General features: G+C 48.0%; 19 protein-coding genes, 1 tRNA gene and 1 other RNA gene. 7 read left to right on the forward strand and 14 right to left on the reverse strand.

The annotated features are described in order from the left end of the window. Window positions 1-100: 100 nt before the first annotated feature. The 3 genes from H9I35_RS04260 to dtd form a co-directional block, all read right to left on the reverse strand. A complete protein-coding gene (locus tag H9I35_RS04260; RefSeq protein ID WP_187420365.1) occupies window positions 101-1,075 on the reverse strand; it encodes a BtrH N-terminal domain-containing protein in 975 nt (324 codons plus the stop codon). After that, window positions 1,072-1,590 carry a PadR family transcriptional regulator gene (locus H9I35_RS04265; RefSeq protein WP_187420366.1) on the reverse strand — a complete coding sequence of 173 codons (519 nt, stop codon included), beginning with the start codon at window positions 1,588-1,590 and terminating at the stop codon, window positions 1,072-1,074. Before H9I35_RS04265 ends, H9I35_RS04260 begins: the two co-directional genes overlap by 4 nt. Window positions 1,591-1,689: 99 nt before the next feature. Continuing rightward, entirely contained in the window at window positions 1,690-2,130 is a 441-nt protein-coding gene (dtd, locus tag H9I35_RS04270) for a D-aminoacyl-tRNA deacylase (RefSeq protein ID WP_187420367.1), read from the reverse strand. Between the two features lie 237 nt (window positions 2,131-2,367). On the opposite strand from dtd, the gene ssrA reads away from it, so the two are divergent. The 3 genes from ssrA to H9I35_RS04285 all read left to right on the forward strand — a co-directional run bounded on the left by ssrA (window position 2,368) and on the right by H9I35_RS04285 (window position 3,251). Continuing rightward, window positions 2,368-2,747, forward strand: a transfer-messenger RNA (tmRNA) gene (gene ssrA, locus H9I35_RS04275). Window positions 2,748-2,940: 193 nt separating this feature from the next. Then, window positions 2,941-3,081, forward strand: coding sequence for a hypothetical protein (locus H9I35_RS04280; protein ID WP_187420368.1), 141 nt, complete (start codon window positions 2,941-2,943; stop codon window positions 3,079-3,081). Further along, entirely contained in the window at window positions 3,078-3,251 is a 174-nt protein-coding gene (locus H9I35_RS04285) for a hypothetical protein (RefSeq protein WP_187420369.1), read from the forward strand. Before H9I35_RS04280 ends, H9I35_RS04285 begins: the two co-directional genes overlap by 4 nt. Before the next feature lie 1,392 nt (window positions 3,252-4,643). On the opposite strand, the gene H9I35_RS04290 is transcribed toward H9I35_RS04285, so the two are convergent. The 3 genes from H9I35_RS04290 to H9I35_RS04300 form a co-directional block, all read right to left on the reverse strand. Continuing rightward, complete coding sequence (locus tag H9I35_RS04290) at window positions 4,644-5,207, reverse strand: NlpC/P60 family protein (RefSeq protein WP_252722720.1); 564 nt, start codon at window positions 5,205-5,207, stop codon at window positions 4,644-4,646. A gap of 94 nt (window positions 5,208-5,301) precedes the next feature. Continuing rightward, entirely contained in the window at window positions 5,302-6,411 is a 1,110-nt protein-coding gene (locus H9I35_RS04295; protein WP_252722721.1) for a tyrosine-protein phosphatase, read from the reverse strand. 118 nt (window positions 6,412-6,529) lie between these two features. Then, complete coding sequence (locus H9I35_RS04300; RefSeq protein ID WP_187420370.1) at window positions 6,530-7,219, reverse strand: tyrosine-protein phosphatase; 690 nt, start codon at window positions 7,217-7,219, stop codon at window positions 6,530-6,532. Between the two features lie 169 nt (window positions 7,220-7,388). Between H9I35_RS04300 and thrS the strand changes: the two genes are divergently transcribed. Continuing rightward, the gene (gene thrS / locus H9I35_RS04305) at window positions 7,389-9,146 is read left to right on the forward strand and encodes a threonine--tRNA ligase (protein WP_187420371.1); all 1,758 of its coding nucleotides are present in this window, start codon (window positions 7,389-7,391) and stop codon (window positions 9,144-9,146) included. 131 nt (window positions 9,147-9,277) lie between these two features. Next, on the forward strand, window positions 9,278-9,523 hold the full coding sequence (locus H9I35_RS04310; protein ID WP_187420372.1) for a PspC domain-containing protein: 246 nt from the start codon (window positions 9,278-9,280) through the stop codon (window positions 9,521-9,523). A 162-nt stretch (window positions 9,524-9,685) separates the two neighbouring features. Here H9I35_RS04310 and H9I35_RS04315 read toward each other — a convergent pair whose 3' ends face one another. The 3 genes from H9I35_RS04315 to H9I35_RS04325 form a co-directional block, all read right to left on the reverse strand. Then, window positions 9,686-10,510, reverse strand: coding sequence for an Mrp/NBP35 family ATP-binding protein (locus tag H9I35_RS04315; protein WP_187420373.1), 825 nt, complete (start codon window positions 10,508-10,510; stop codon window positions 9,686-9,688). Between the two features lie 95 nt (window positions 10,511-10,605). Beyond that, a complete protein-coding gene (locus H9I35_RS04320; protein WP_040770381.1) occupies window positions 10,606-11,088 on the reverse strand; it encodes a GNAT family N-acetyltransferase in 483 nt (160 codons plus the stop codon). 32 nt (window positions 11,089-11,120) lie between these two features. After that, on the reverse strand, window positions 11,121-11,984 hold the full coding sequence (locus tag H9I35_RS04325) for a CPBP family intramembrane glutamic endopeptidase (protein WP_187420374.1): 864 nt from the start codon (window positions 11,982-11,984) through the stop codon (window positions 11,121-11,123). Window positions 11,985-12,180: 196 nt separating this feature from the next. On the opposite strand from H9I35_RS04325, the gene H9I35_RS04330 reads away from it, so the two are divergent. Beyond that, window positions 12,181-13,308 (forward strand): lipid II:glycine glycyltransferase FemX, encoded by a 1,128-nt coding sequence (locus tag H9I35_RS04330; protein WP_187420375.1) that lies wholly within the window; start codon window positions 12,181-12,183, stop codon window positions 13,306-13,308. Between the two features lie 15 nt (window positions 13,309-13,323). On the opposite strand, the gene H9I35_RS04335 is transcribed toward H9I35_RS04330, so the two are convergent. Together H9I35_RS04335 and H9I35_RS04340 are read right to left on the reverse strand one after the other, a co-directional pair. Continuing rightward, a tRNA-Pro gene (locus tag H9I35_RS04335) sits at window positions 13,324-13,396 on the reverse strand. 148 nt (window positions 13,397-13,544) lie between these two features. After that, a complete protein-coding gene (locus tag H9I35_RS04340) occupies window positions 13,545-14,309 on the reverse strand; it encodes an ankyrin repeat domain-containing protein (RefSeq protein ID WP_187420376.1) in 765 nt (254 codons plus the stop codon). Window positions 14,310-14,596: 287 nt separating this feature from the next. On the opposite strand from H9I35_RS04340, the gene H9I35_RS04345 reads away from it, so the two are divergent. Beyond that, window positions 14,597-15,964 carry an MATE family efflux transporter gene (locus H9I35_RS04345; protein WP_187420377.1) on the forward strand — a complete coding sequence of 456 codons (1,368 nt, stop codon included), beginning with the start codon at window positions 14,597-14,599 and terminating at the stop codon, window positions 15,962-15,964. An 8-nt stretch (window positions 15,965-15,972) separates the two neighbouring features. Here H9I35_RS04345 and H9I35_RS04350 read toward each other — a convergent pair whose 3' ends face one another. The 3 genes from H9I35_RS04350 to H9I35_RS04360 form a co-directional block, all read right to left on the reverse strand. Continuing rightward, on the reverse strand, window positions 15,973-16,632 hold the full coding sequence (locus H9I35_RS04350; protein WP_187420378.1) for an HAD family hydrolase: 660 nt from the start codon (window positions 16,630-16,632) through the stop codon (window positions 15,973-15,975). Between the two features lie 49 nt (window positions 16,633-16,681). Continuing rightward, the gene (leuS, locus tag H9I35_RS04355; protein WP_187420379.1) at window positions 16,682-19,345 is read right to left on the reverse strand and encodes a leucine--tRNA ligase; all 2,664 of its coding nucleotides are present in this window, start codon (window positions 19,343-19,345) and stop codon (window positions 16,682-16,684) included. Between the two features lie 194 nt (window positions 19,346-19,539). Further along, on the reverse strand, window positions 19,540-21,195 hold the full coding sequence (locus tag H9I35_RS04360; protein WP_187420380.1) for a putative manganese-dependent inorganic diphosphatase: 1,656 nt from the start codon (window positions 21,193-21,195) through the stop codon (window positions 19,540-19,542). Window positions 21,196-21,245: the final 50 nt, after the last annotated feature.

Below are 21,245 nucleotides of genomic sequence, written 5' to 3' on the forward strand. Positions count from 1 at the left end.
ATCAATTTTTAATCGCAGGATTTTCATCGGCCGGACGGTTTCGATCAGCTGCACGTACAGTACAATTTCCCGCATCCGCTTACGGCATCTCCTTTTGCTGTCAGATATTTTCGAGCAGCTGCATCGCTCCTTTTTCCTTTTCGGCGAGACTTCGCAGGAGTTCCGACGCTTGCAGCACGTACCGTCTTTCACCGGTTTTTCCGACGTTTTCAAAAAGCGCGATGACGCGCGACCAGTCTTTCGCAATATCCGTAAACGCTTTGTGTGCTTTTTCGATCGCATCGTGTTTCGTCAAGCGATAAGCTTCGGCTAAAAAATCGCGGTAAAGATTTCGAAACAGCGCTCCGCCGGTCCCCGCTTTTTCCATCAACATCGCGCTCGCGGCGAATTCCGTTTTAACATCTCCGGAGCCGTCGAACCATCGTATGATTTCGCCGCTCGCTTTTTCAATACCCTTGTACGAAAGATTTTTAATCGGAGGAGAAAGATACGCCGCCGCATTACCGCGGATCGCTTTGACGACGGCTTTTTTGAGCGGAATGCATTTTTCTTTTTCGATTGTATAATACAGATTTTTCGACGACATCGCTCCTTTTTCGCTCCGAGCCGCTTCCAAACTTTTCAGCGACGTCACCGAAGAAGTACCCTGCTGTTTCGTATCGATTAAAAACGCATTTTTATCGTCATAACCGATAATGGCGACGTAGTGTCCTGCAAAATGTATCGGATGCGAAAAATATTCAAGGTGATAGCAATCGAGCTTTAAGCCGACCGCTTTGCCGGCATCCAACAGCGCTTTAACTCCTTCCCACGCTTTTTTATGCGAACTCGTTTCTCGTACCGTAAGTTTCAATCCGAGATTTTTTGCGATATTCGCAGTGAGTACGTCGGGCTTGACGCGGCCGCCCATAAACGGAAACGTCATCGTTTTCATGTTCCATATAATAAAGTTTAAACCTTCGCCGATCCCGAACAGCATCGGTTCTGAAAGCTCGATCCCCAACTGATGCAGCAAAGTTCCCGTCGCCGTAGTTTCGCAGTGCTGTCCGATAAAGGGTTTTACCGATACGTTCATTTTTTTATCCTCCTCAATTCCGCGCTTATCCAATCCGCTTCGGTTTTCAACAATGCTTCGCTCAAAGAGAACAGCTCTCGTGCAGAACGCGGTGCATTTTTATTTTCCGTAATCTTTTTTTGCAGCGCTTGCAAATCTTTTTTTATTTCGTTTCGCCGATTTTTAAAAGCGTCGATGAGTTCCGAAGATTCCAACAGCCAGCTTCCGGCCAATCCCGTCATAAAGTGCATATTCGAAGGCCGCCGCTTTTCGATTCGTTTTTTTGTTTCTTCTTTCAGAATCACCATACCTTTATCGGTTATGGAATAACGCTTTTGCGCTTTGCCCGCCGTATGAGCGCCGGCCGCCAAACCTTTTTTTTCAAGTCGATCTAAAACGTAATAAATTGAAGAAAAGCCGACTTCAGTCCACTTCCGCATGCCCCGCTCTTCGATGAGATGTTCGATGTGATAACCGTGCTGCGGTTTTTCGGCTAAAATGCCGAGCAGCAGCAGCTCCGTCAATGATATATCCATGGTTAATATTCTAGTACTAGAATAAAGAAAAATCAATCGCGCATAAAACATCCGATAAAATTATCAAAATAATGAGTCGGAACGATATGTCGGATAGTTTCAGACGGTTTCAAGCATGATCGTAAAGGGGCCGTCGTTGACGAGCGAAACTTTCATATCGGCACCGAAAATACCGTGACCGACAGAGCGGAACCGGCTCTCGCAGTAGGACAAAAAATATTCATATATGTTTTTCGCATAAGCGGGTTCGGCCGCGTTTTCAAAACCGGGCCGGTTACCACGGCTGCAGTCGGCGTACAGCGTAAACTGCGACACGACCAAAAGTTCGCCGGCAACATCTTCGAGCGATAAATTCGTCTTTCCGTTTTCGTCTTCAAAAATACGAAGCTTACGGATTTTTTCCGCGAGCTTTTCAGCGGTCTCTTTTGTGTCTCCGTGCGTAACGCCTAAAAAAACGAGAAAGCCGCGAGAAATGGAAGCGCAGTACTTACCGTCCACCGATACCGATGCGGTGCTTACGCGTTGAATCAGTGCTTTCATTATAAAAGTATTCCTTACATAGCCGGATGCATGAGCGCCGTTTTATTGCGTTTTGTCATACACGGGGCTTTCGGCAAAATAATAATATTTTTTTATGCGTTCGGCAAGGCGCTCGATTCGGACTTTTTTTACATGTATGCGAAAAAACAAAAGGCAGGCGGATAGAATCAGAAAAAATCGAAAATACGCTTGACAAAATCACCCTGCATGAGTATCTTTAAAACGATTCCGCAAATCGGGGGTGCACCGGTTTCGACGGATACGGGAAAGCTTGTACTGCAGGTAAGGCCGCGTTTCCTTTGAAAACGCAAAAAAACATAACTGCCAAACGTGAAGAAGACTTCGTGTCTGAAGACGAACAGTTAGCTCTTGCTGCGTAAGCGGCGACTTAAAGAGCCGGAAACCCGTCCGCGCCGCTCTGAGCTGGCGGGATTTCCGTCGTAAACCGGAGCTTGCTGCGTACAGTGTCCGATATGTGCGCAGGACATCTATCGGAATACGGAGCGGACACCTGCTGTGCCGTTAAACGCTCCCGACAATCACCTCGCACAGCTACACCTGTAGATGTACCTGTTTTACGTACCCGGACGGGGGTTCAATTCCCCCCATCTCCAAAATGCATTTCGTAATTTTAATAAAACGGGAATTGAACCCCGCGAAGCGAGCGCCGAGCAAGTGCGAGGAAGATGCGGCCGGAAGCGAGCGGAGACGGCTTGAAGGAGCATACAGGATGTATGTGACTGAAAGCGGTTCAATTCCCCCCATCTCCAAAACGTATTTTATACTGATACTATAGACGAGGTGCTTGTTATGGACGTATTCCTTTCAATAACCTTTCTCGTCATTTGTGCCGCTGTCGGCGCTCTTATCGGCGGCTTTATCGGTAAAGTTGTTTCAATTTTACTTTCTCCTTTTATAAAGCGCTCGCTTAAAAAACGCGGTGTGCAATGATCGCTTTATTTATTCTTGCCGTAATAATCAGCGCCGTTTTTGGCTTTTACTACCTCGTATGGCTTCTCGTAAAAGCCGTTCATAAACGCCTTGACGATAAACTCCCGTCCGTCGCTCCAGAAAAAATCGATTTACTCGTCGCGCTCGGGCTGTTATTCCGAAAGAATTAACGCTCTGGCAATTTATTAAACCCTCGCGCGCCCCTTTATTTTCCGCGCTTTCCTTTACGGGCAGCGCCCAAATACGTTTCAGCTTTGTCATCATTTTGTCTTTACCCGGCTTTGAGCAATGGTAGCTCATAATTTCGTTTACGGCGGTGACGATGCCGGAAAAGCCGACGAAGTCTAAAAAAATCTGCGGTCCCGTCATAATTCCTCATGTATATAGTCATTTTTGTTTTCTGTTTTTTGATAAAATTTTATACTTGACAGATAATCAACACCCCCGACGCAAGCGTCGGGGTATGTTGTTCTCATAAGGTGGTTGCAGTCGGCTTTAATACCCTTTGTTACGACGCAAGCGTCGGGGTATTAAACCCTCCGCACGAATAAATAAGGTCGTATGTTGTAATTGCTCGAATGCGTATAGCGATTATACGCCTCTTGGGGCGCCGACCGCTCGAAAGGGCGGTTTTTATTTATTTATTACTTGACAAAAAAAAACAAATACGTCATATATTGTAATTGTCCGAATGCGTATAGCGATTATACGCCTCTTGGGGCAACCTCCGCTCGAAAGAGCGGTTTTTTATTTTAATGCCGCAAGAAAAGCCCCGTAATTACGTATAGCTATTATTTTCTCAATTATTGTTATAAAACCGCACTACGGCAATCCTCGCGGCTCCAGCAGGGTATTTTAATCGTCGGTGCTCGGTATATCTGTTTCCATAATAGCTATTGTTTCTTCGATAGTTGAAAGCCTAATTATTTTTCCGTTGTCAATGGCATATTGCGGATAGCCGACACAAGCCCCTTCGTTTGATTTCAGTCATACTGAATATATCTTGTTTCCGCGCCAATCGGGGCGGGCTTCGTATGTGTCAAAATCTGCGCTGTGTTCACCGATAAAATCTTGAATTGTCATTTTTTCGCCTCCCGTAAGATTTCGTTTGCCGCATTCCGTTATCCAATCAAACGATTTTTGACACGTTGGCTGCGACCGAAGAATGTAATCTGGATTTTTCCCTAAAGCAACGGAATACTCTTTTCCGAAAGATACGACGGCACTGGAATTATATAACTGTTTTATCCGTTTTTATTCGGAAGGAACATATACCGTAACAGGTACTTATAAGCGTATCGAAACCGCAACGCTAAACGGCAATCTTTATACAGATACCATTACTAAAAATATAGTAACAGTCAAGATTTATAAATCTAAAACGGAAATTTCAAATTTATTTCATGTCGATTTTATAACCGATACCAACGAAACAATAAGCAATTATTATGAATGGCAACATCATCGCTACAACGTGTGGCACAATAATAAAATCAATGGCGATATTGTCATTCAGAAATTTTAATTCTTAAATATCCTCTGCCTCTGTTTAAGTATTTTTTTTAATACGCCAACCTCATCTTTCCATACGCTTTGATTCTGCCGTCATTTTTTTCATAATTCCGTGCGGTAACTCCGTTTATTTCGTAAACACCGTCATTGTTATCATCTTTTTGCGTACTGTCGATAAAATACACTTTTTCATTTTCTATTTTATCGAAAATTGCAATATGGGTAACGCTTGCCGTATCGGCTTCGCCCATAAAAATCAAATCACCCCGTCTCGGAAATCTCGTTGGCGTGCTATAGTTCATATAAATGGCTTTTGCAGACGCATCGTCGAAAAGAAGATTATACTTCGTATCGACAAGGGCATATTTATAACACATTACGACAAGACCGGAACAATCGATCCCCGCCGAACGAAGAGGCGATTGTCCCCCGAGTTCATATTGCATCCCTGTTTCTTTGTACAGCAGCGCAAATTCAAATGCGCGGCCGCATATCGCATCGGGACAATCGATCTCCGTAAAATCGGCGATACTATTACTGCAGGAAACAAACGGCAACATTGACAACAATGCGATAATCCAAAATGAAATAATCCCCGATCGACTCATCCGCATACTTCTCATCCGTTCCGATTTCAAATCACATAAGCGTGTACGTCTGCACTTTTACGCACCCGCTTATGCGTACAATTTCCGTCGCCGCGCTTTCCTACTGCAGCGCCGCACGCACGGCGTCGATCTCTTCTCGCGTAAGGCCGACTTTTGTGCGGAGGTAATTTTCGACGACTTTTCCGACGTTCCGATCGGTAACGCCCCGTCCGCCGTTGATCGATACGAGCGTACCGATGATGACGCCTCCGATCATATCGTACTGCTCCGTACCTTTTTTGACGCCGAAATAATTTTCGAAGCTCGTCATATAATCGGCTTTGATTTCATTGAGCGTCGCGCCGCACAGCGCTTCGAGCAAAGCGCACACATAGCCCGCACGATCTTTTCCTTCATTACAATGAACGATATAAGACGCGCTTTTCTTTTCACCGATAAAGACGAGAGCATCGTGCAATTTTTTAATAAAATCTTCATCGGCAAACGAAACTCCCATATTGAGGAAAACGACATTACCTCTTTCCGCAAGCGATTTATAATACGGCGCTTCTTCGATATGTTTCCAAGCGCTCTCGCGGCTGTCCGCAAGGTTTACCGCAGCTTTTATACCGTTCGCCTTTATGAGTTTTTCGGCATAAGGGGCGCGCGCATCACCGTAGACGGGATTACACGATCGATACAAGCGGACGGATGCAATGCCTCCCGCTTTTACTTCGCGAAAATTGGCAAAGATTTCGTCGGATGCGTAGTCGCTCCGGTTTTCGCTTTTTTTAAGCTGACGGATTTTATAGTCGGCAAGGTATGCGCCCTTTCCTTTCATCGAGACGGCGACGGGAGTGCCGGCTGCAGCTCCGCTCGTTTTGGCAAAATTGCCCATATTGATTGCGAACGAAACGCCTCCCTTGCTCAAGCGAATGAGGTATTTTCCGTTATCGACGTCGCTGTAATTCGTACACACGGGAGCATCGAAGGTGAAAGCGCCCGCCTTTACCGACACGATATCGCCCGGCTCGAAACCCGCAGCGGTAAATTCATCCTGCGTAATGCTGAGCGCGCAGTTTCCGTATTTGTCGATCGACGAAACCGTCGTTTGAACGCCCGCGCGGGGGGATTCTGCGGAAACTTTTTTTGTCGTCGCGCAGCTTGCCGCAAAAAATGACGCGATAAAGAGCAATGCTATCGTCATCACACGTACTTGTTTTTTCATCATGATTCCTCCATGATTATCGATTATATCACAAAAAGCCGAGACCGGACACGGAAAAAATATTTAAACGTTGAACCGCGCGGTATCGGTGTATGATCCGTTCCGCACGAATAAATGCCGTTCAAATCGAAACGAATTTTTTGTAAAGCTTTCGGCGCACCGCATCCGTTACACCGATCGCATCGAGGTACTGAATAACGCCTCCGTAATTTTTGTGCAAAAAGGCGAGCAGCTTTTCCATATTCGTATAGTGAGAACCCGAAACATCTGCCATAAAGCCTTTGATATATGTGTGGCTCACTTCGTAGTCGGCTACGATGTCCTTTTCATCGACGCCCGCGATCGTATATAAAAACATCGCGGTAAGTCCCGTGCGGTCTTTTCCCGCAAGGCAGTGAAACAGAGTCGGTCCTTCCGCATCGGCTAAAAAAAACAGCACTTTGCGGAATTCATCGCCGCTCACCGTGAGGAGCTGCCGATACATATTGTACAGCGTGTGCGTCATATACACGTCTCCGTTCACTTTGAGTTCATGCGGACGGATGGAACCCAGTACCGATATGTTTTTATAAACGCAGGACTTCGGCAGGCAATCGGGACGGGAAGCCGTTTCTTCAGGATGGCGAAGATCGAGGATCGTCCGTATACCCAAATCTTCAATGCGCTTCAAGTCCGCTTTCGTCGCTTTTGCAAGTTCGGTCGAACGATAAAACACTCCGTATTTTGTCATCCCGCCGCCGCTGCATTCCCAGCCGCCGAGATCGCGGAAATTTTCGATGCCGTCAAAACGCAGCCGTCTGTAAGCTTTCATGTACCGTACTCCCATAAAAATAATCTGTAAAATACAAGTATAGCATAAAAGGCAAGGAGAGCGAAAGCGGAAAAATATGCGGCAGGAGAAAACGCAATTTTCAAGTGATTTACAAAAATCGGCATTCGAGTTATTATCAATACAATCTCTTGATATTATAGGTACGCACATGGCACTCGATGAACGATTACAGACAATCAGGCACAGCTGTTCGCACGTTATGGCGGAAGCGATCAAATATCTCTATCCGGGTACGAAAATCGCGATAGGCCCCGCAATCGATACGGGCTTTTATTACGACTTCGATTTTCCGAAAGACGTCAAATTTTCGGAAAGCGATTTTCCTGCGGTCGAAAAAGAGATGCGGAAAATTCTTTCGGGCAATCACGAATTCGTGCGCAAAGAGATTTCAAAAGACGAAGCGCTTTCTCTTTTCAAAGACGAGCCGTATAAAATCGATTTGATACAAAGCCTTCCCGCAGACGAAGCGATCTCCACCTACGAACAGGACGATTTTCGCGATCTTTGCCGCGGACCGCACGTATCGAGTACGAAAGAGATAAACGCGCAGGCTTTTAAATTGATGAAAATTGCGGGCGCATATTGGCACGGAGACGCAAGTCAGCCGATGCTCACGCGCGTGTACGCGGCCTGTTTTGCAAAGCCGGACGATTTGAAAAATTATCTCAAAATGCTCGAAGAAGCCGACAAGCGCGATCATCGAAAACTCGGCATAAAGATGGATCTCTTCCACATAGACGACGAAGATCCCGGTCAGATTTTTTGGCATCCGAACGGCTGGTCCGTGTACATAACGCTGCAGGAATACATGCGCAAAAAGCTTGAAGCCGACGGCTATATGGAAGTCAATACGCCTGCGATCATGCCGCGCACGCTGTGGGAACGGAGCGGACACTGGGGACATTATCAAAAAAATATGTTCATCACCGAAAGCGAAAAGCGCATGTTCGCGATCAAACCGATGAACTGTCCCGGCGCAATCGAGATATTTAAAACGCGGACGAGAAGCTATAAAGATCTTCCGATGCGCCTTGCCGAGTTCGGTCACTGCGTACGCAACGAGCCGAGCGGCACTCTTCACGGCATCATGCGCGTGAGAGGCTTCGTGCAGGACGACGCGCATATTTTGTGTACCGAAGAGCAGATCGAAAGCGAAGTCGCAAAGTTCTGCAAACTCCTCGTCGGCGTATACGGCGATTTCGGTTTTAATAAAAATCTCATCGTCAAACTGAGCACGATGCCCGACGATCACGTCGGAGACGAAGCGACGTGGCATCACGCCGAAACCGCTCTCGGGAATGCGTGCAAAGAAGCCGGTCTCGACTACGACGTACAGCCGAAAGAAGGCGCATTTTACGGACCGAAGCTCGAATTTACCCTCGTCGATGCGCTCGGCCGCGAATGGCAGTGCGGTACGATTCAGCTCGATTACCAGCTGCCGTCAAGCGAACGGCTCAACGCGGAATACATCGGAAAGGACAATCAAAAGCACCATCCGGTTATGCTGCACCGCGCCGTGCTCGGCTCTCTCGAACGCTTTATCGGCATCCTCATCGAAAACTACGCCGGAGCTTTTCCCGCGTGGCTCCACTTCGAACAGGCGGCCGTCGTTCCCGTCGGGCCCGATTTTTACGAGTACGCGGAACAAGTGCGCAGCGCGCTCTCCGAAAAGGGCATACGCGCAAACGCATACATCGACGAAAGCAATATGAAAAGCAAAATCAAATCGATAAGCTCGGAGCGCAAAACGCCGTACATCCTCATCGTCGGACAAAAAGAAAAAGACGAAGGTGCGGTAACGGTCCGCTTCCGCGCCGACAGCGGTCTCGAACAAAAAACGTTTTCGCTCAAAGACTTCGTCGCCTATGTGCAGGAAAAAACGAAAACGCATTACAACGGTATTTGACCGATTTTTAAAACCTGCGTTTCGGCACTTCGTTTTAAGCGATGTACCGAAAGCCGAATTCTGTCGGCGCCCGTCCGCGTGCGGATAAAGCCGACAGCGTCTTTATTCCTTTATCAAGGGAGCGATCAGCCATGAAAAAAAGATTATATAAATCGAATGATAAAAAAATCTGCGGCGTGTGCGGCGGCATCGCCGAATACTTTGACACCGACCCGACCGTCGTCCGATTTATCTGGGGCATTTTAACGATTTTGAGCTTCGGTATGGGCGGCATCCTCGCCTATATTCTGTGCGCCTTTATCTTTCCCGATAAATCGAAAGCGCATATTTCGGACGGAGCCGAATACGATACGACTCACGCATCGGAAAAAGACTAAAAGCCGAATATCGAATTTTGAAACTATACGCCGAATAAAGCCGTGCGTCCGAAAAGCACTTCGCTCGCCGGCTCACATCGTTCGGTTTTGCCTCGCCGTGTATACCGCGGTAGAAATTTAAAATCGGGCTTCCGTTTTTGGGCAGCCCCGCGAACTTTCCGGCTACAAAGCAAGTATCGTATCGATTGCGCGATCGACGTAGTCGACGTTCAAGTCTTCGATCGTACCTAAATCGACGGCAGCCGAAGATTGTTCTTCTATCGGAATCTTTGCAAGCACGGGAATATTGTAATTTTTTGCAATCGCTTCGATATTGCTTTTTCCGTACACGTTGATGATTTCGCCGCATTTCGGACATTTGACGTAGCTCATATTTTCGACGAGACCCAAAATCGGAATCTTCATCATCTGCGCCATCTTCACCGCTTTTTCGACGATGACGCGCACGAGCTGCTGAGGAGAAGAGACGATGATAATGCCGTCAACCGGAAGCGATTGGAATACCGTAAGCGGTACGTCGCCCGTACCCGGCGGCATATCGACGAACATATAATCGACGTCGCGCCAAATGACGTCCGTCCAAAACTGCTTTACCGCACCCGAGATGACCGGTCCCCGCCAGATAACGGGATCGGTATTGCTTTCAAGCAAAAAATCCATGGACATGAGCTGAATGCCGCCGTCCGTCGTTACCGGATGAATCGTCTGCTCGTCGCCCTCGGCGCGCGCAGAAGAAAGACCGAACGCTTCGGGTATGGAAGGTCCGGTTATATCGGCATCGAGGATCGCCGTATGTTTTCCTTTTCGATTCATGGCACAGGCCAAAAGACAAGTGACAAAAGATTTTCCGACACCGCCTTTTCCGCTTAAAACGCCGATCACTTTTTTGACGCTGCTTTGTTCGTGGAGCTTTGCGCGCAAATCTCTTTGTTCGCAGCTTTTTCCGCACGAGCCGCAGCCGTTATTGCAATTTTGTTCTTCCGCCATCATATGCCTCAACTTCGATTACGGCCGCTTTCCGAAAACCGCAGAAGTTTCCGGCAGCTACCGTATGTATAATGTACTCATAAAAGAAGGCGGCGTCAACTTTCATCCGCCAATGCCGAAAGCGTTTTTCCCGAAAGCCGATAGACGTTCCAATCTTTCATCCGCTCGGCTCCGATCGAAAGATAAAAATCGATACTCGGCGTATTCCAATTCAGACACGACCATTCAAGCCTTCCGCAGCCGCGAGAGACGGCGATGCCGGCAAGTTTTATTAAAATCGCTTTTCCGACGCCGCGCCCGCGGTATTCGGGAAAGACGTAGAGATCTTCGAGGTAGATGCCCGCGCGACCGAGGAATGTGGAAAAATTATGAAAAAAAAGCGCAAAGCCGATTTCCTTTCCGTCTGCAAGCGCAAAAAGCACTTCGGCTTTCTTTTTATCGAAAATCCATTCGTTCAAAAGCGCTTCAGTCGCGACGACCTCATCTTCCATCTTTTCGTATTGCGCGAGCATTTCAATAAAGTGCAAAATAAGCGGCACATCTTTTTTTTCGGCAAATCGAAATCGAATATCGTTCATAATTCGAAGTATAGCATAAAGGATACATGCCGTCAAAATACGGGAAGCAAGTTTTTCCGCTTGAGCAGATAGAGGATGGTTACAAAGATAAAGGACAATAGCTGCGCCGTTACGATCCGTACAACTTGCAGATGATCGCTTCCCCTGCTCGAGGCAACGTGAACGATATTGATAACGCTGTTGTTGAAAAAGTGTTCGGACAAGCCCGCCCATACAGAGCCGGTCATTCTGTATAAAAAGCTCATCTTCAAACCGTAGACGAATGTGAGCGCGACATAGCCTGCGCCCAAAAGCAGCATCGGAGCAAGCTTCATCTGCCCTTCGATAAACGAGCGTACGGGCATTATCAAATGCCACAGCCCGAACAATAATGCGGTAATAAATATTGTCATCCTACAGTCATACCGCTCGCGCAAAAGCCGTGTAAAAAGCCCGCGGAACAAACCTTCTTCCATCCACACATTGAGCACATTGAATAAAAGAATAAAAGCGATGCCCGTGCTTACAAACTCGGTACTCTTTACCAGTGAAAAACCGCCGGACGCTATCTTCAAAGAAGGAGAGGCTTCCTGAACGTACAGCACGATGCACTCGACCGCATAGGCGATCGTGTAAAAGCCGAAGCCTAAAGTCAAACCCAAGCCGATATTTTTAAGCCGACCGTCGCGTACAAAACCGATGTCGCTCCAATGCAAACCCGATACGAAAAGCACGGCGAAAATTACAGCGACGCCGCACGCTTTATGAATAAAGTTTTCACCGATAACGCTTTCGTCCGTTTTGAGCACAAAATATTCCCACAGACGGAACGCATAGCATATAAAGTATATTGCAATACATACCGACAGGGGATATTGAAAGAAAGCATTTCCTATTGCATTTGTATTGTATTTCATTCGTATTTTCCTCCGCACAACAGTATACCACAAGAACAAAAAAATATCCCCTGCACAAAACCGTCAGAGCGATTGTACGCCTCACAAAGAACGAGAGAAATTGCAGCGATGCGTATAAAAATACCGCGTCATATACGCCCAACAAAAGCCGTCATCGGCATTGCGCCTTTTGCGTTTAATTGTTATGGTAGCCTTTATGGTTTCGATCGAACAAGTATCTCCGGAAGCGTTTCCTCCGCAAGATAATCTCTTTCAAACGGCGTTTTGGGGAACATTTAAAAAATTTGCGGGACAGGAACCGCGTTTTTTTTCGGCGACCTTTACCGACGATGACGCTTCATCCGCATACACGTTTCCGTTTATGATCCTCCTGCGGCACAGGCATGACGGCAGCTGTTATGCATACGCGCCGAAAGCTCCGTCGATTGCGCTGCCGGCCGAACAGAGAGGCACGCTTCTCGAAGAGCTCGCGCTCGCCCTCCGTCCCCATGTTCCGGAAAACTGTATTTGTCTGCGCTTCGATTTGGCATGGAGGAGCCGGTACGGCGGAGATGAAATCCTAAAACCGGAAACGGCGCAGCTTGCGCTCAACTGGGGAACAAAAACGCACAATTTGCGAAAAGCGTCCGGAAACCATCTTGCGCCCGACACCGTCATTATCAATCTGTCGCTCACTCCCGAACAAATTCTTTCGCGCATGAGGGGGACGACGCGGAACTGCATACGCCGCGCGTACAGGAGCGAAATCGATTTTGCCGTCGGCGGAATCGATATGCTGCACGACTGGTACGGACTCTACGAAGAGACCGCAAAGCGAAAAGGTTTTTATTACGAAAGCGAAGATTATTTCAATACGCTGTTTTCGCACAAGCGCATTCAGGAAAACACCTTTCACGAGCCGCCGCCTCATAAAAAAATTGAAACGAAAAAAAAGGAAATCATTCCACTCGCCGCCCCCGCCCCGCTTCCGCAATTCCATATCATGACCGCATCGAAAAGCGGCAAACTCCTTTCGGGAATCATCATCGCTCTGTCCGGACACAACGCGTATTATATGTATGCGGGCTCATCGGAAGATTTGAAAGAACTTATGGCAAACTACGGACTTCAATGGGAAGCCGTACGTTTTGCGCGAAGCAAAGGATGCACGAACTACGATCTCATGGGCATTCCGCCGAACGGCGATACGTCAAATCCGATGGCGGGTTTGTATCTTTTTAAAACGGGATTCGGCGGCGAAAAAGTACGTTTTGCCGGTACATGGGATTATCCGTATGACGAAAAGCGCTACGCGTATTTCAATCTCGAAGAGCAGATGCGGTAAACAGGATAAAAATCGTCGGGATAGGGCGGTTCGAACGCCCGACATCTTGCTCCCAAAGCAAGCGCGCTACCGGCTGCGCTATATCCCGAAAGCAAAAAGAGTATAGCCCGAACGCACCGTTTTGTCAAAGCGAACACACACAAAAGCGCTCGTATCATTCTACTCGAAGATAACAAATCTGCAGACGAATATTCTTTTTTTTCATACCGGAAGCACCGGCATAATCGGCAAGCATATTAATATGTAAGTCCTTTAATTTGCAATCCCAATTCGTCGGCAATCCATTTTGCATCATACCCTTCGTTATCAACAATACTTATATCAGCTTCGTGTTCTATTAAATATTCACAAATATCTATTCGACCGATATTGACGGCATACATCAAAGCACTGCATCCTATAGAATTTATAGCGTTCACATCTATTTCATGATCAATTAAAAACTTTACATAATCAAAACGACCCATTATAACAGCACCGAACAACGCTGTTGCCTTATCTTTATTTTTTACATTTATATCTTTTGTCCTTTTGTAAATTATATCAAGTATTTCTACTCCAGTTGCGGCAGCATACCAAAGAGTACTACAACCGTCAGAATCGTTAAACACAGAAACATCCGCGTTATATTTTATAAGCAGTTCAAGCCCTTTTATATTATTATTCACAATGCAATTAAATATTATCGGCGTATGCATTGTCGGTGATATAGCATCGGGGTTTGCTCCTTTTTTTAATAAAAATTCTGCAATATCATAATGATTATAATATAAGGATCCCTCTAAAGGGTTTATCATAAACAACCCTTCAACCCCGTATTGCTCAACCGATCTGGGACCGAATTTTTTATAATATTTTTTTACACCCTCCAAATCACCGTTTTCAAGATACTTTGAATATTCGGCAAAATCTTCTAATGTAGGAAAATCTTCTTTACAGGAAACAACCGATAAGACCGATACTATAATCGATACATATATAACTATTCTTTTTATACTCATTTATTTACATCTCCATGCCAATCTTGATTCCCACCCGCAAAAATCATTCCACCGCTTTATTACCTTATCTCTTTTTTACCGTATAAAAGCGAACATAATTCTCCAACAAATATTCCCGATAGGTTCCTTTATATCCTTTCGAAACGGCATACTTACGGACTGTCGGAATATGAATCAGTATACTCGTACTTTAATAAAAAGCAATCCACACAAACATCCGCCATCCGCGGGCGGCTGCACACATAAAGCGCTGGACAAATGCACAAAAGCGCTGTACAGTAAAACACATGACGAGCGACGGCAACAACGGCACATCCGCTTCCATTCTCACCGGATCCGTATGGCGTTCGCTCCTTTCCTTTTTTTTCCCCATTCTGCTCGGTACTTTTTTTCAGCAGCTGTATAATACGGTCGATGCCGTCATCGTCGGGCAATTCCTCGGCAAAGCGGCCCTTGCCGCCGTAAGCGGGGGAAGCGGCGTCTACGTCAATCTCCTTGTCGGATTTTTTCTCGGAGTATCGAGCGGCGCGACGATCATAATCTCTCAATTCTACGGAGCAAAGCGCGAACGGGAACTAAGCCGAGCCGTACACACCGCTATGGCGATGTCGATATGGGCGGGCATCTTTATGTCCGTCGCCGGTTTTTTCGCATCCGCTCCCGCGATGAAAGCGATATCTACGCCGAGCGATATCTTTGCGCCTTCGGTAATCTATCTGCAAATCTATTTTATCGGAGCCCTTCCGATGTTCGTTTATAACGTCGGATCGGGTATTTTGCGCGCGCTCGGCGACAGCAAAAGCCCTTTTATCATTCTCGTTGCGGGCTGTATCGTAAACATCTTTCTCGATCTGCTTTTCGTCGCGGTCTTCCGCTTAGGCGTTGCGGGGGCGGCGTGGGCGACCGTTATTTCGGAAGTCATCTGTACGGTTTTGACGCTCGTAAAACTCATGCGGGAGCCGAACCGCTATGCCCGCCTCGTCATCCGAAAAATCCGTTTTACGCCGCACCTCCTTTCACGCATGAGTGCGATAGGGCTTCCTGCGGGCATTCAAGCTTCGCTTTATACCGTTTCAAATTTAATAATTCAATCGAATATCAATTCGTTCGGAACGGATGCAGCTGCGGCATGGGCGGCATACGGCAGGCTTGATTCCGTCTTTTGGATGACCGTAAGCTCCTTCGGCATTGCAATCACAACCTTTGCCGGTCAAAACTACGGCGCGCGAAAGATCAATCGCATGAAAAAGGCGACGATACAGGGACTGGGTATGGCGGGAGCCGCCGCCCTCTTTTATACGCTGATTTTTTATCTTTTCGGACAATATTTCTTTTTGCTTTTTACGCACGATGAAGCGGTAATCGAGCAGGGAAAATTGCTGCTGCATTTTTTGCCGCTCTTTTTTATCGCCTACGTTCCGATCGAAATACTTTCCGGCACGATCCGCAGTACGGGCGAAACGTTCAAGCCTATGATCATAACGATGCTCGGCGTATGCGTGCTGCGCGTCGCGTGGATTTTCACAGCCGTTCCGCTGCATAACACGCTCCTCACCGTCGTCGCCTGTTATCCGATCACGTGGACTGCGACTGCTATAGCTTTTTTTATCTATTACTGCAGAGGAAAATGGCTTATCGGCAAGGCTACGGATTAAACGCGCCGTCACGCACCGACGGCAGCCGAAAGCTCTTTTGCATTACTGACGATTTTTTGCGCTCCGTGTTCGGCAAGGAATCCGCGGTCTTTAAAACCCCACGAAACGCTGATGCACGGGATGCCCGCATTTTTTGCAGTTTCTATATCGACTTCGGAATCTCCGACATACACGCAGTCTTTTTTTTCAGCTCCGATTTTTTTAATAATTTCAAACACCGAATTGGGCGCGGGCTTCGTTTTGATACCCTCTCTCGTTCCGACGGCGGCATCGAAAAGGCGCGGAAAATACATTTCGGCGAGAATCCGCACGGCTTCATCCGGCTTATTTGAAACGACGGCAGTCTTTATGCCGGACTCGCGCAGAGATGCGAGCAGTTCGGGAATGCCGTCGTAGGGTTTTGTCGCATCGGCGCAGTGAGCTTTATAACGGGCGTTATAATCTTCGAATACTTTATCGAAAAGGGCATCCGCCGTACCTTCGGGCACTGCGCGCCGAATCAATTTTACCGCACCGTTTCCGACAAAGCGCCGCACTTCTTCGCGCGTCCGCTTCGGAAGACCGTTCGCTTCGAGAGCGTAGTTTACGCTTGATGCCAAATCGTCGAGCGTGTCGAGGATCGTGCCGTCCATATCGAAGATAACCGCTTTATAATGCAATCCGCTCATCGCTTTACGCCCCCTTATCGCCGTGTTCCGAAATATACCCGCCGCCGAATCACTGTACGACGATATTGACGAGTTTATCCGGCACGACAATCATTTTAATAATTTTTTTGCCGTCGATGTGCTTTGCCGCGCTTTCCTCCGCAAGCGCCGTCTTTTCAAGTTCGTCTTTCGGCGTACCGCTTGCCGCTTGAAAGGTTGCGCGGAGTTTTCCGTTTACCATAACGGCTATCGTTTTCGTATCGTCGGCAGAATATTTTTCGTCGATCGCGGGCCAGGTTTCATATGCGACCGTCCCGTCGTGACCGAGTTTTTGCCACAGCTCTTCGCCCAAATGCGGCGCGTAGCACGAAAGCATTTTGACAAAGCCTTCCCACATGACTTTCGGCACGACGGAAAGCTTCGACACTTCGTTGATAAAAATCATCATCTGACTGATCGCCGTATTGAACGAAAGGCTTGCCGTATCGTCGCTCACTTTTTTTACCGTCTGCGCATAGGTTTTCCGCGCAGATGCAAGAGAAGCGTCGTCGAGTGTGCCGAAGATATCGATATCGCCGATTTCCTTTTCGCTCACGTTCCACACTTTTTCGAGAAAGCGGTTTATGCCGACGATGCCCTGCGTATTCCACGGCTTCGACATCGTCAGCGGCCCCATAAACATTTCGTACATGCGCACGCTGTCCGCACCGTAGAGCTTTATCTCCTCGTCGGGATTTACGACGTTTTTCAGCGACTTGCTCATCTTTGCGACGACGCGTTCGAGTTTTTCTCCCGTCGCTTTTTCGATATAGACGCCGTCTTTTTCTTCGACCATGTCGGTCGGCACGAGGGTTTTATTTTTGCGCTCGTATGCAAACGACGTGATCATCCCCTGATTGACCAGACGGCGGAAGGGTTCTTTCGTAGACACGGCTCCGATATCGTAGAGGACTTTGTGCCAAAAGCGCGCGTACAAAAGGTGAAGCACCGCATGCTCGGCGCCTCCGACATAGAGATCGACCGGCATCCAGTATTTTTCTTTTTCGGGAGCGCAAAAACGTTCGCCGTTGTGCGGGTCGAGATAGCGCAGATAATACCAGCAGCTTCCCGCCCACTGCGGCATCGTGTTCGTTTCGCGTTTAGCTTTTCCGCCGCACTTGGGGCAAGTGCAGTTCACCCACTCGTCGATTCCCGCAAGCGGACTTTCCCCCGTACCCGTCGGCTGATAGGTTTTTACATCGGGCAGCACGAGGGGCAAATCCTTTTCGTCGACGGGAACGACGCCGCAGGCAGGGCAATGCACGAGCGGGATCGGCTCTCCCCAATAGCGCTGACGGCTGAAAATCCAATCGCGCAGTTTGTAATTTACCGCTTCTTTGCCGATATCTTTTTCGGAAAGCCATGCAATCATGTCTTTGATCGTCTGTTTCGTAGCCGTTCCCGTAAAGGCTCCGCTGTTGATCGAATACCCGTCAGCACTCGTGCAAGCATCGGCGACGTTGAAGATTTCGGGATGCGCTTCGACAAGTTTTCGATATGCCGCCTCGTCTTTTGCGGCATTCAATAAAATCGCCTGTCCCGCTTTTTCGTCTCCGCCGCCGAGAGAAGCGACTTCTTCTTTCGATGCGACGACTTTTACGATCGGCAAATCGAATTTTTTCGCAAAGTCCCAGTCGCGCTCGTCGTGCGCGGGAACGGCCATAATCGCACCGGTGCCGTACGAAATAAGTACGTAGTCCGAAATCCAAATCGGAATCTCACGACCGTTTACCGGGTCGATCGCACAGCTTCCGGTAAACACGCCCGTTTTATCTTTTGCCAAATCGGTGCGCTCGAGGTCTGATTTTTTTGCAGCGCTTTCGACGTATGCGGCGACGGCTTCTTTTTGCCCGTCGGTCGTAAGCTTTGAAACGAGCGGGTGTTCGGGCGCGATAACCATGTACGTTGCTCCGAAAAGCGTGTCCGCCCGCGTCGTGTAAACCGTGAGCTTATCTCCGCTCGCTTTGCCGTCTTTGCCTCTGACGGCAAAATCGACTTCTCCTCCCGTCGATCGTCCGATCCAGTTTTCCTGCATGAGCTTGACGCTTTCAGGCCAATCGAGTTCGTCCAAATCTTCGAGCAATCTGTCGGCGTACGCGGTGATCTTTAAAACCCACTGCCGGATCGTTTTGCGCGTAACGGGTGAACCGCAGCGTTCGCATTTTCCTTCTTTGACTTCTTCGTTTGCGAGCCCCGTCTTGCAGCTCGGACACCAGTTTATCGGAGAATCCGTTTCATAAGCGAGACCGCGCTTGTACAGCTGTAAAAAAATCCACTGCGTCCATTTATAATAACTTTCTTTGCAGGTGATGACGCACCTGTCCCAATCGTAGGAAAAGCCGAGCGCTTTGATCTGCTGCGTAAAGTGTTCGATGTTCGCCATCGTTGAAGCCGCCGGATGCGTGCCCGTTTTGATCGCATAGTTTTCGGCGGGCAAACCGAATGCATCGTAGCCCATCGGATGCAAAACGTTATATCCGTTCATGCGGAGATAGCGGCAGTAGATATCGGTCGCCGTATAGCCTTCAGGGTGTCCGACGTGCAAGCCCGCGCCGCTCGGATACGGAAACATATCGAGAACATAACACCGCTTTTCTTTCGGCACCGATTCGTCTTCCGTCGTTTTGAACGTTTTATTTTTTTCCCAATATTTTTGCCACTTCGGTTCAATCGATTCAAAAGGATATTTCGACATAGGTACTCCAATCGTTTTCGTGCGCGCTGCAAGCTCTTCAGCTCACATCGGCGCATTTTATTTATTTTTGAAAATTAAAAAAAGACGCGCACAACGAAAAGTTCCGTAAGCCGCGCGAGCGATTTTAATCGGCGTTTTTCATTATACTTGCACGGAAAGACAGTGGCAAGACGGCGCAGGCGCGAATTAAAATTTTACGATTCGTATGCGTGCAGCTGCTCCGTCATAAGCGGGATGAGCTGCTTTTTGCGAGACACGACGTCTTTCAAATAATACACGTTTTCTTCGAGACGCGGGAAAGTCACAAGCGGTATAAATTTTTCGTCTCCGACCAAAAACAGCAAACTCGACAGCTGCGTAATATCCGTGACGAGAAGAGCGGAAAAAAGCAATTTCCGCGAACGCTGTTCGATTTCGAGTTCTTCGATAAATTCTTTTTTGCGGTCGAGAATCTCTTTCGTATCGTCCACTTCGATTTGGCTCACCGTATAATTCACTTTGTCCTGCACATACTCTTTCATGTCCTGCGTAACGAGGTCGTGCGCGCTCCGCCCCTTGATGCGGCTTCCCGAAGCGATCACGTCTTTACCGAGCTGCTTAATATCGAGACCGGTGATATCCGAAAGATAGCTTGCCGTCTCCCGATCTTCGTCCGTCGTCGTAGTGGACTGCAATATGAGCGTGTCCGAAAGGATGCCGCACAACAAAATGCTTGCGATTTCGCGAGGAATCGGCACTTTGTATTCGCGGTAGAGATTCGTTATCAAAGTCGATGTCGAACCGACCGGCTTTGAAATAAACATAATCGGATAATCCGTAGAAAGAGTTCCGAGCCGGTGATGATCGATCACTTCCCGTATGCGGTAATGAGCGATGCCGTCGACCGCTTGAGAAGCTTCATTGTGATCAACCAATATCAATTCGATGCCGGGCTCCTGCAGGAGGTCGTGTTCGGAAATGAGACCGACGAGTTTTTTATCGTCGTCGATAACCGGAAGACAGCGGCACGGAGATTCCTGAATGAGCGGCCGTATCTTCGCGACGGTATCTTCCGGATGTACGGGCGGAACATCGGCGTCGGCCATAACCGAAACGGGAGCCGCATACGGAATAAGCATCGCCGTCGGGGACGTCGCATAGGGACTGATGATAACCGACACTCCCCGCTCTTCGGCTCTTTCACGCAGTTCTTTTTTCAGCGGCTTTCCGAGCGTAATGATAAGAAGCTTTACGCCCGCGTCGATCGCCGCGCTCTGTATGTCTTCCCTGTCGCCGGTAATGACAACGGCATTTTCGCTGTTGTGTTCGGAAAGCGTATCCGAAAAAGTTTCAAGCGATGCAGCACCGACGAGTACCGACGCTTTGAACACGGCGTTTTCGTTTTTGACGATAACAGGCTGCGCGTGTATCGTATGCGCGATGAGCGCAATGCTCGTCGGCAAAGAGGTTTTATATTCGGGATCCAAAACGGAAAGCACGTTTTGCGCAAATATATTGTAATGGAGCATTGCCATATACGCGCCCTTTTCGTCGACGACCGGCAGCACGCGGCTTTCGAGTCTGTCCATAACGCTGATGGCATCCCACACCGATTCGTCTTCGCCGACCGCATCGCACGAACCGCTCATAAAATACGCAACTTTCGGAACGACGTTCGAAATATATTTCGGATACGGTACTTTAAAACGATTGAACACGTATTCCGTCTGCGGAGAAAAATGCCCCGCACGGCAGGCGATATAATTCTTTTTGCCGAGCAGCTCCTTTAAACGCGCGTACGCGGCAGCCGCAACGGCACAATCCGTGTCGGGATTTTTATGCCCGATAATATAAACGGTCTTTTCTTTCATAACAATATTTTCGTGCAAAACTCACCCTTTGTCAAACCGCATGTCGCACG

This window comes from Treponema sp. Marseille-Q4132, from assembly GCF_014334835.1.
Taxonomy (GTDB): Bacteria; Spirochaetota; Spirochaetia; order Treponematales; family Treponemataceae; genus Treponema_D; species Treponema_D paredis.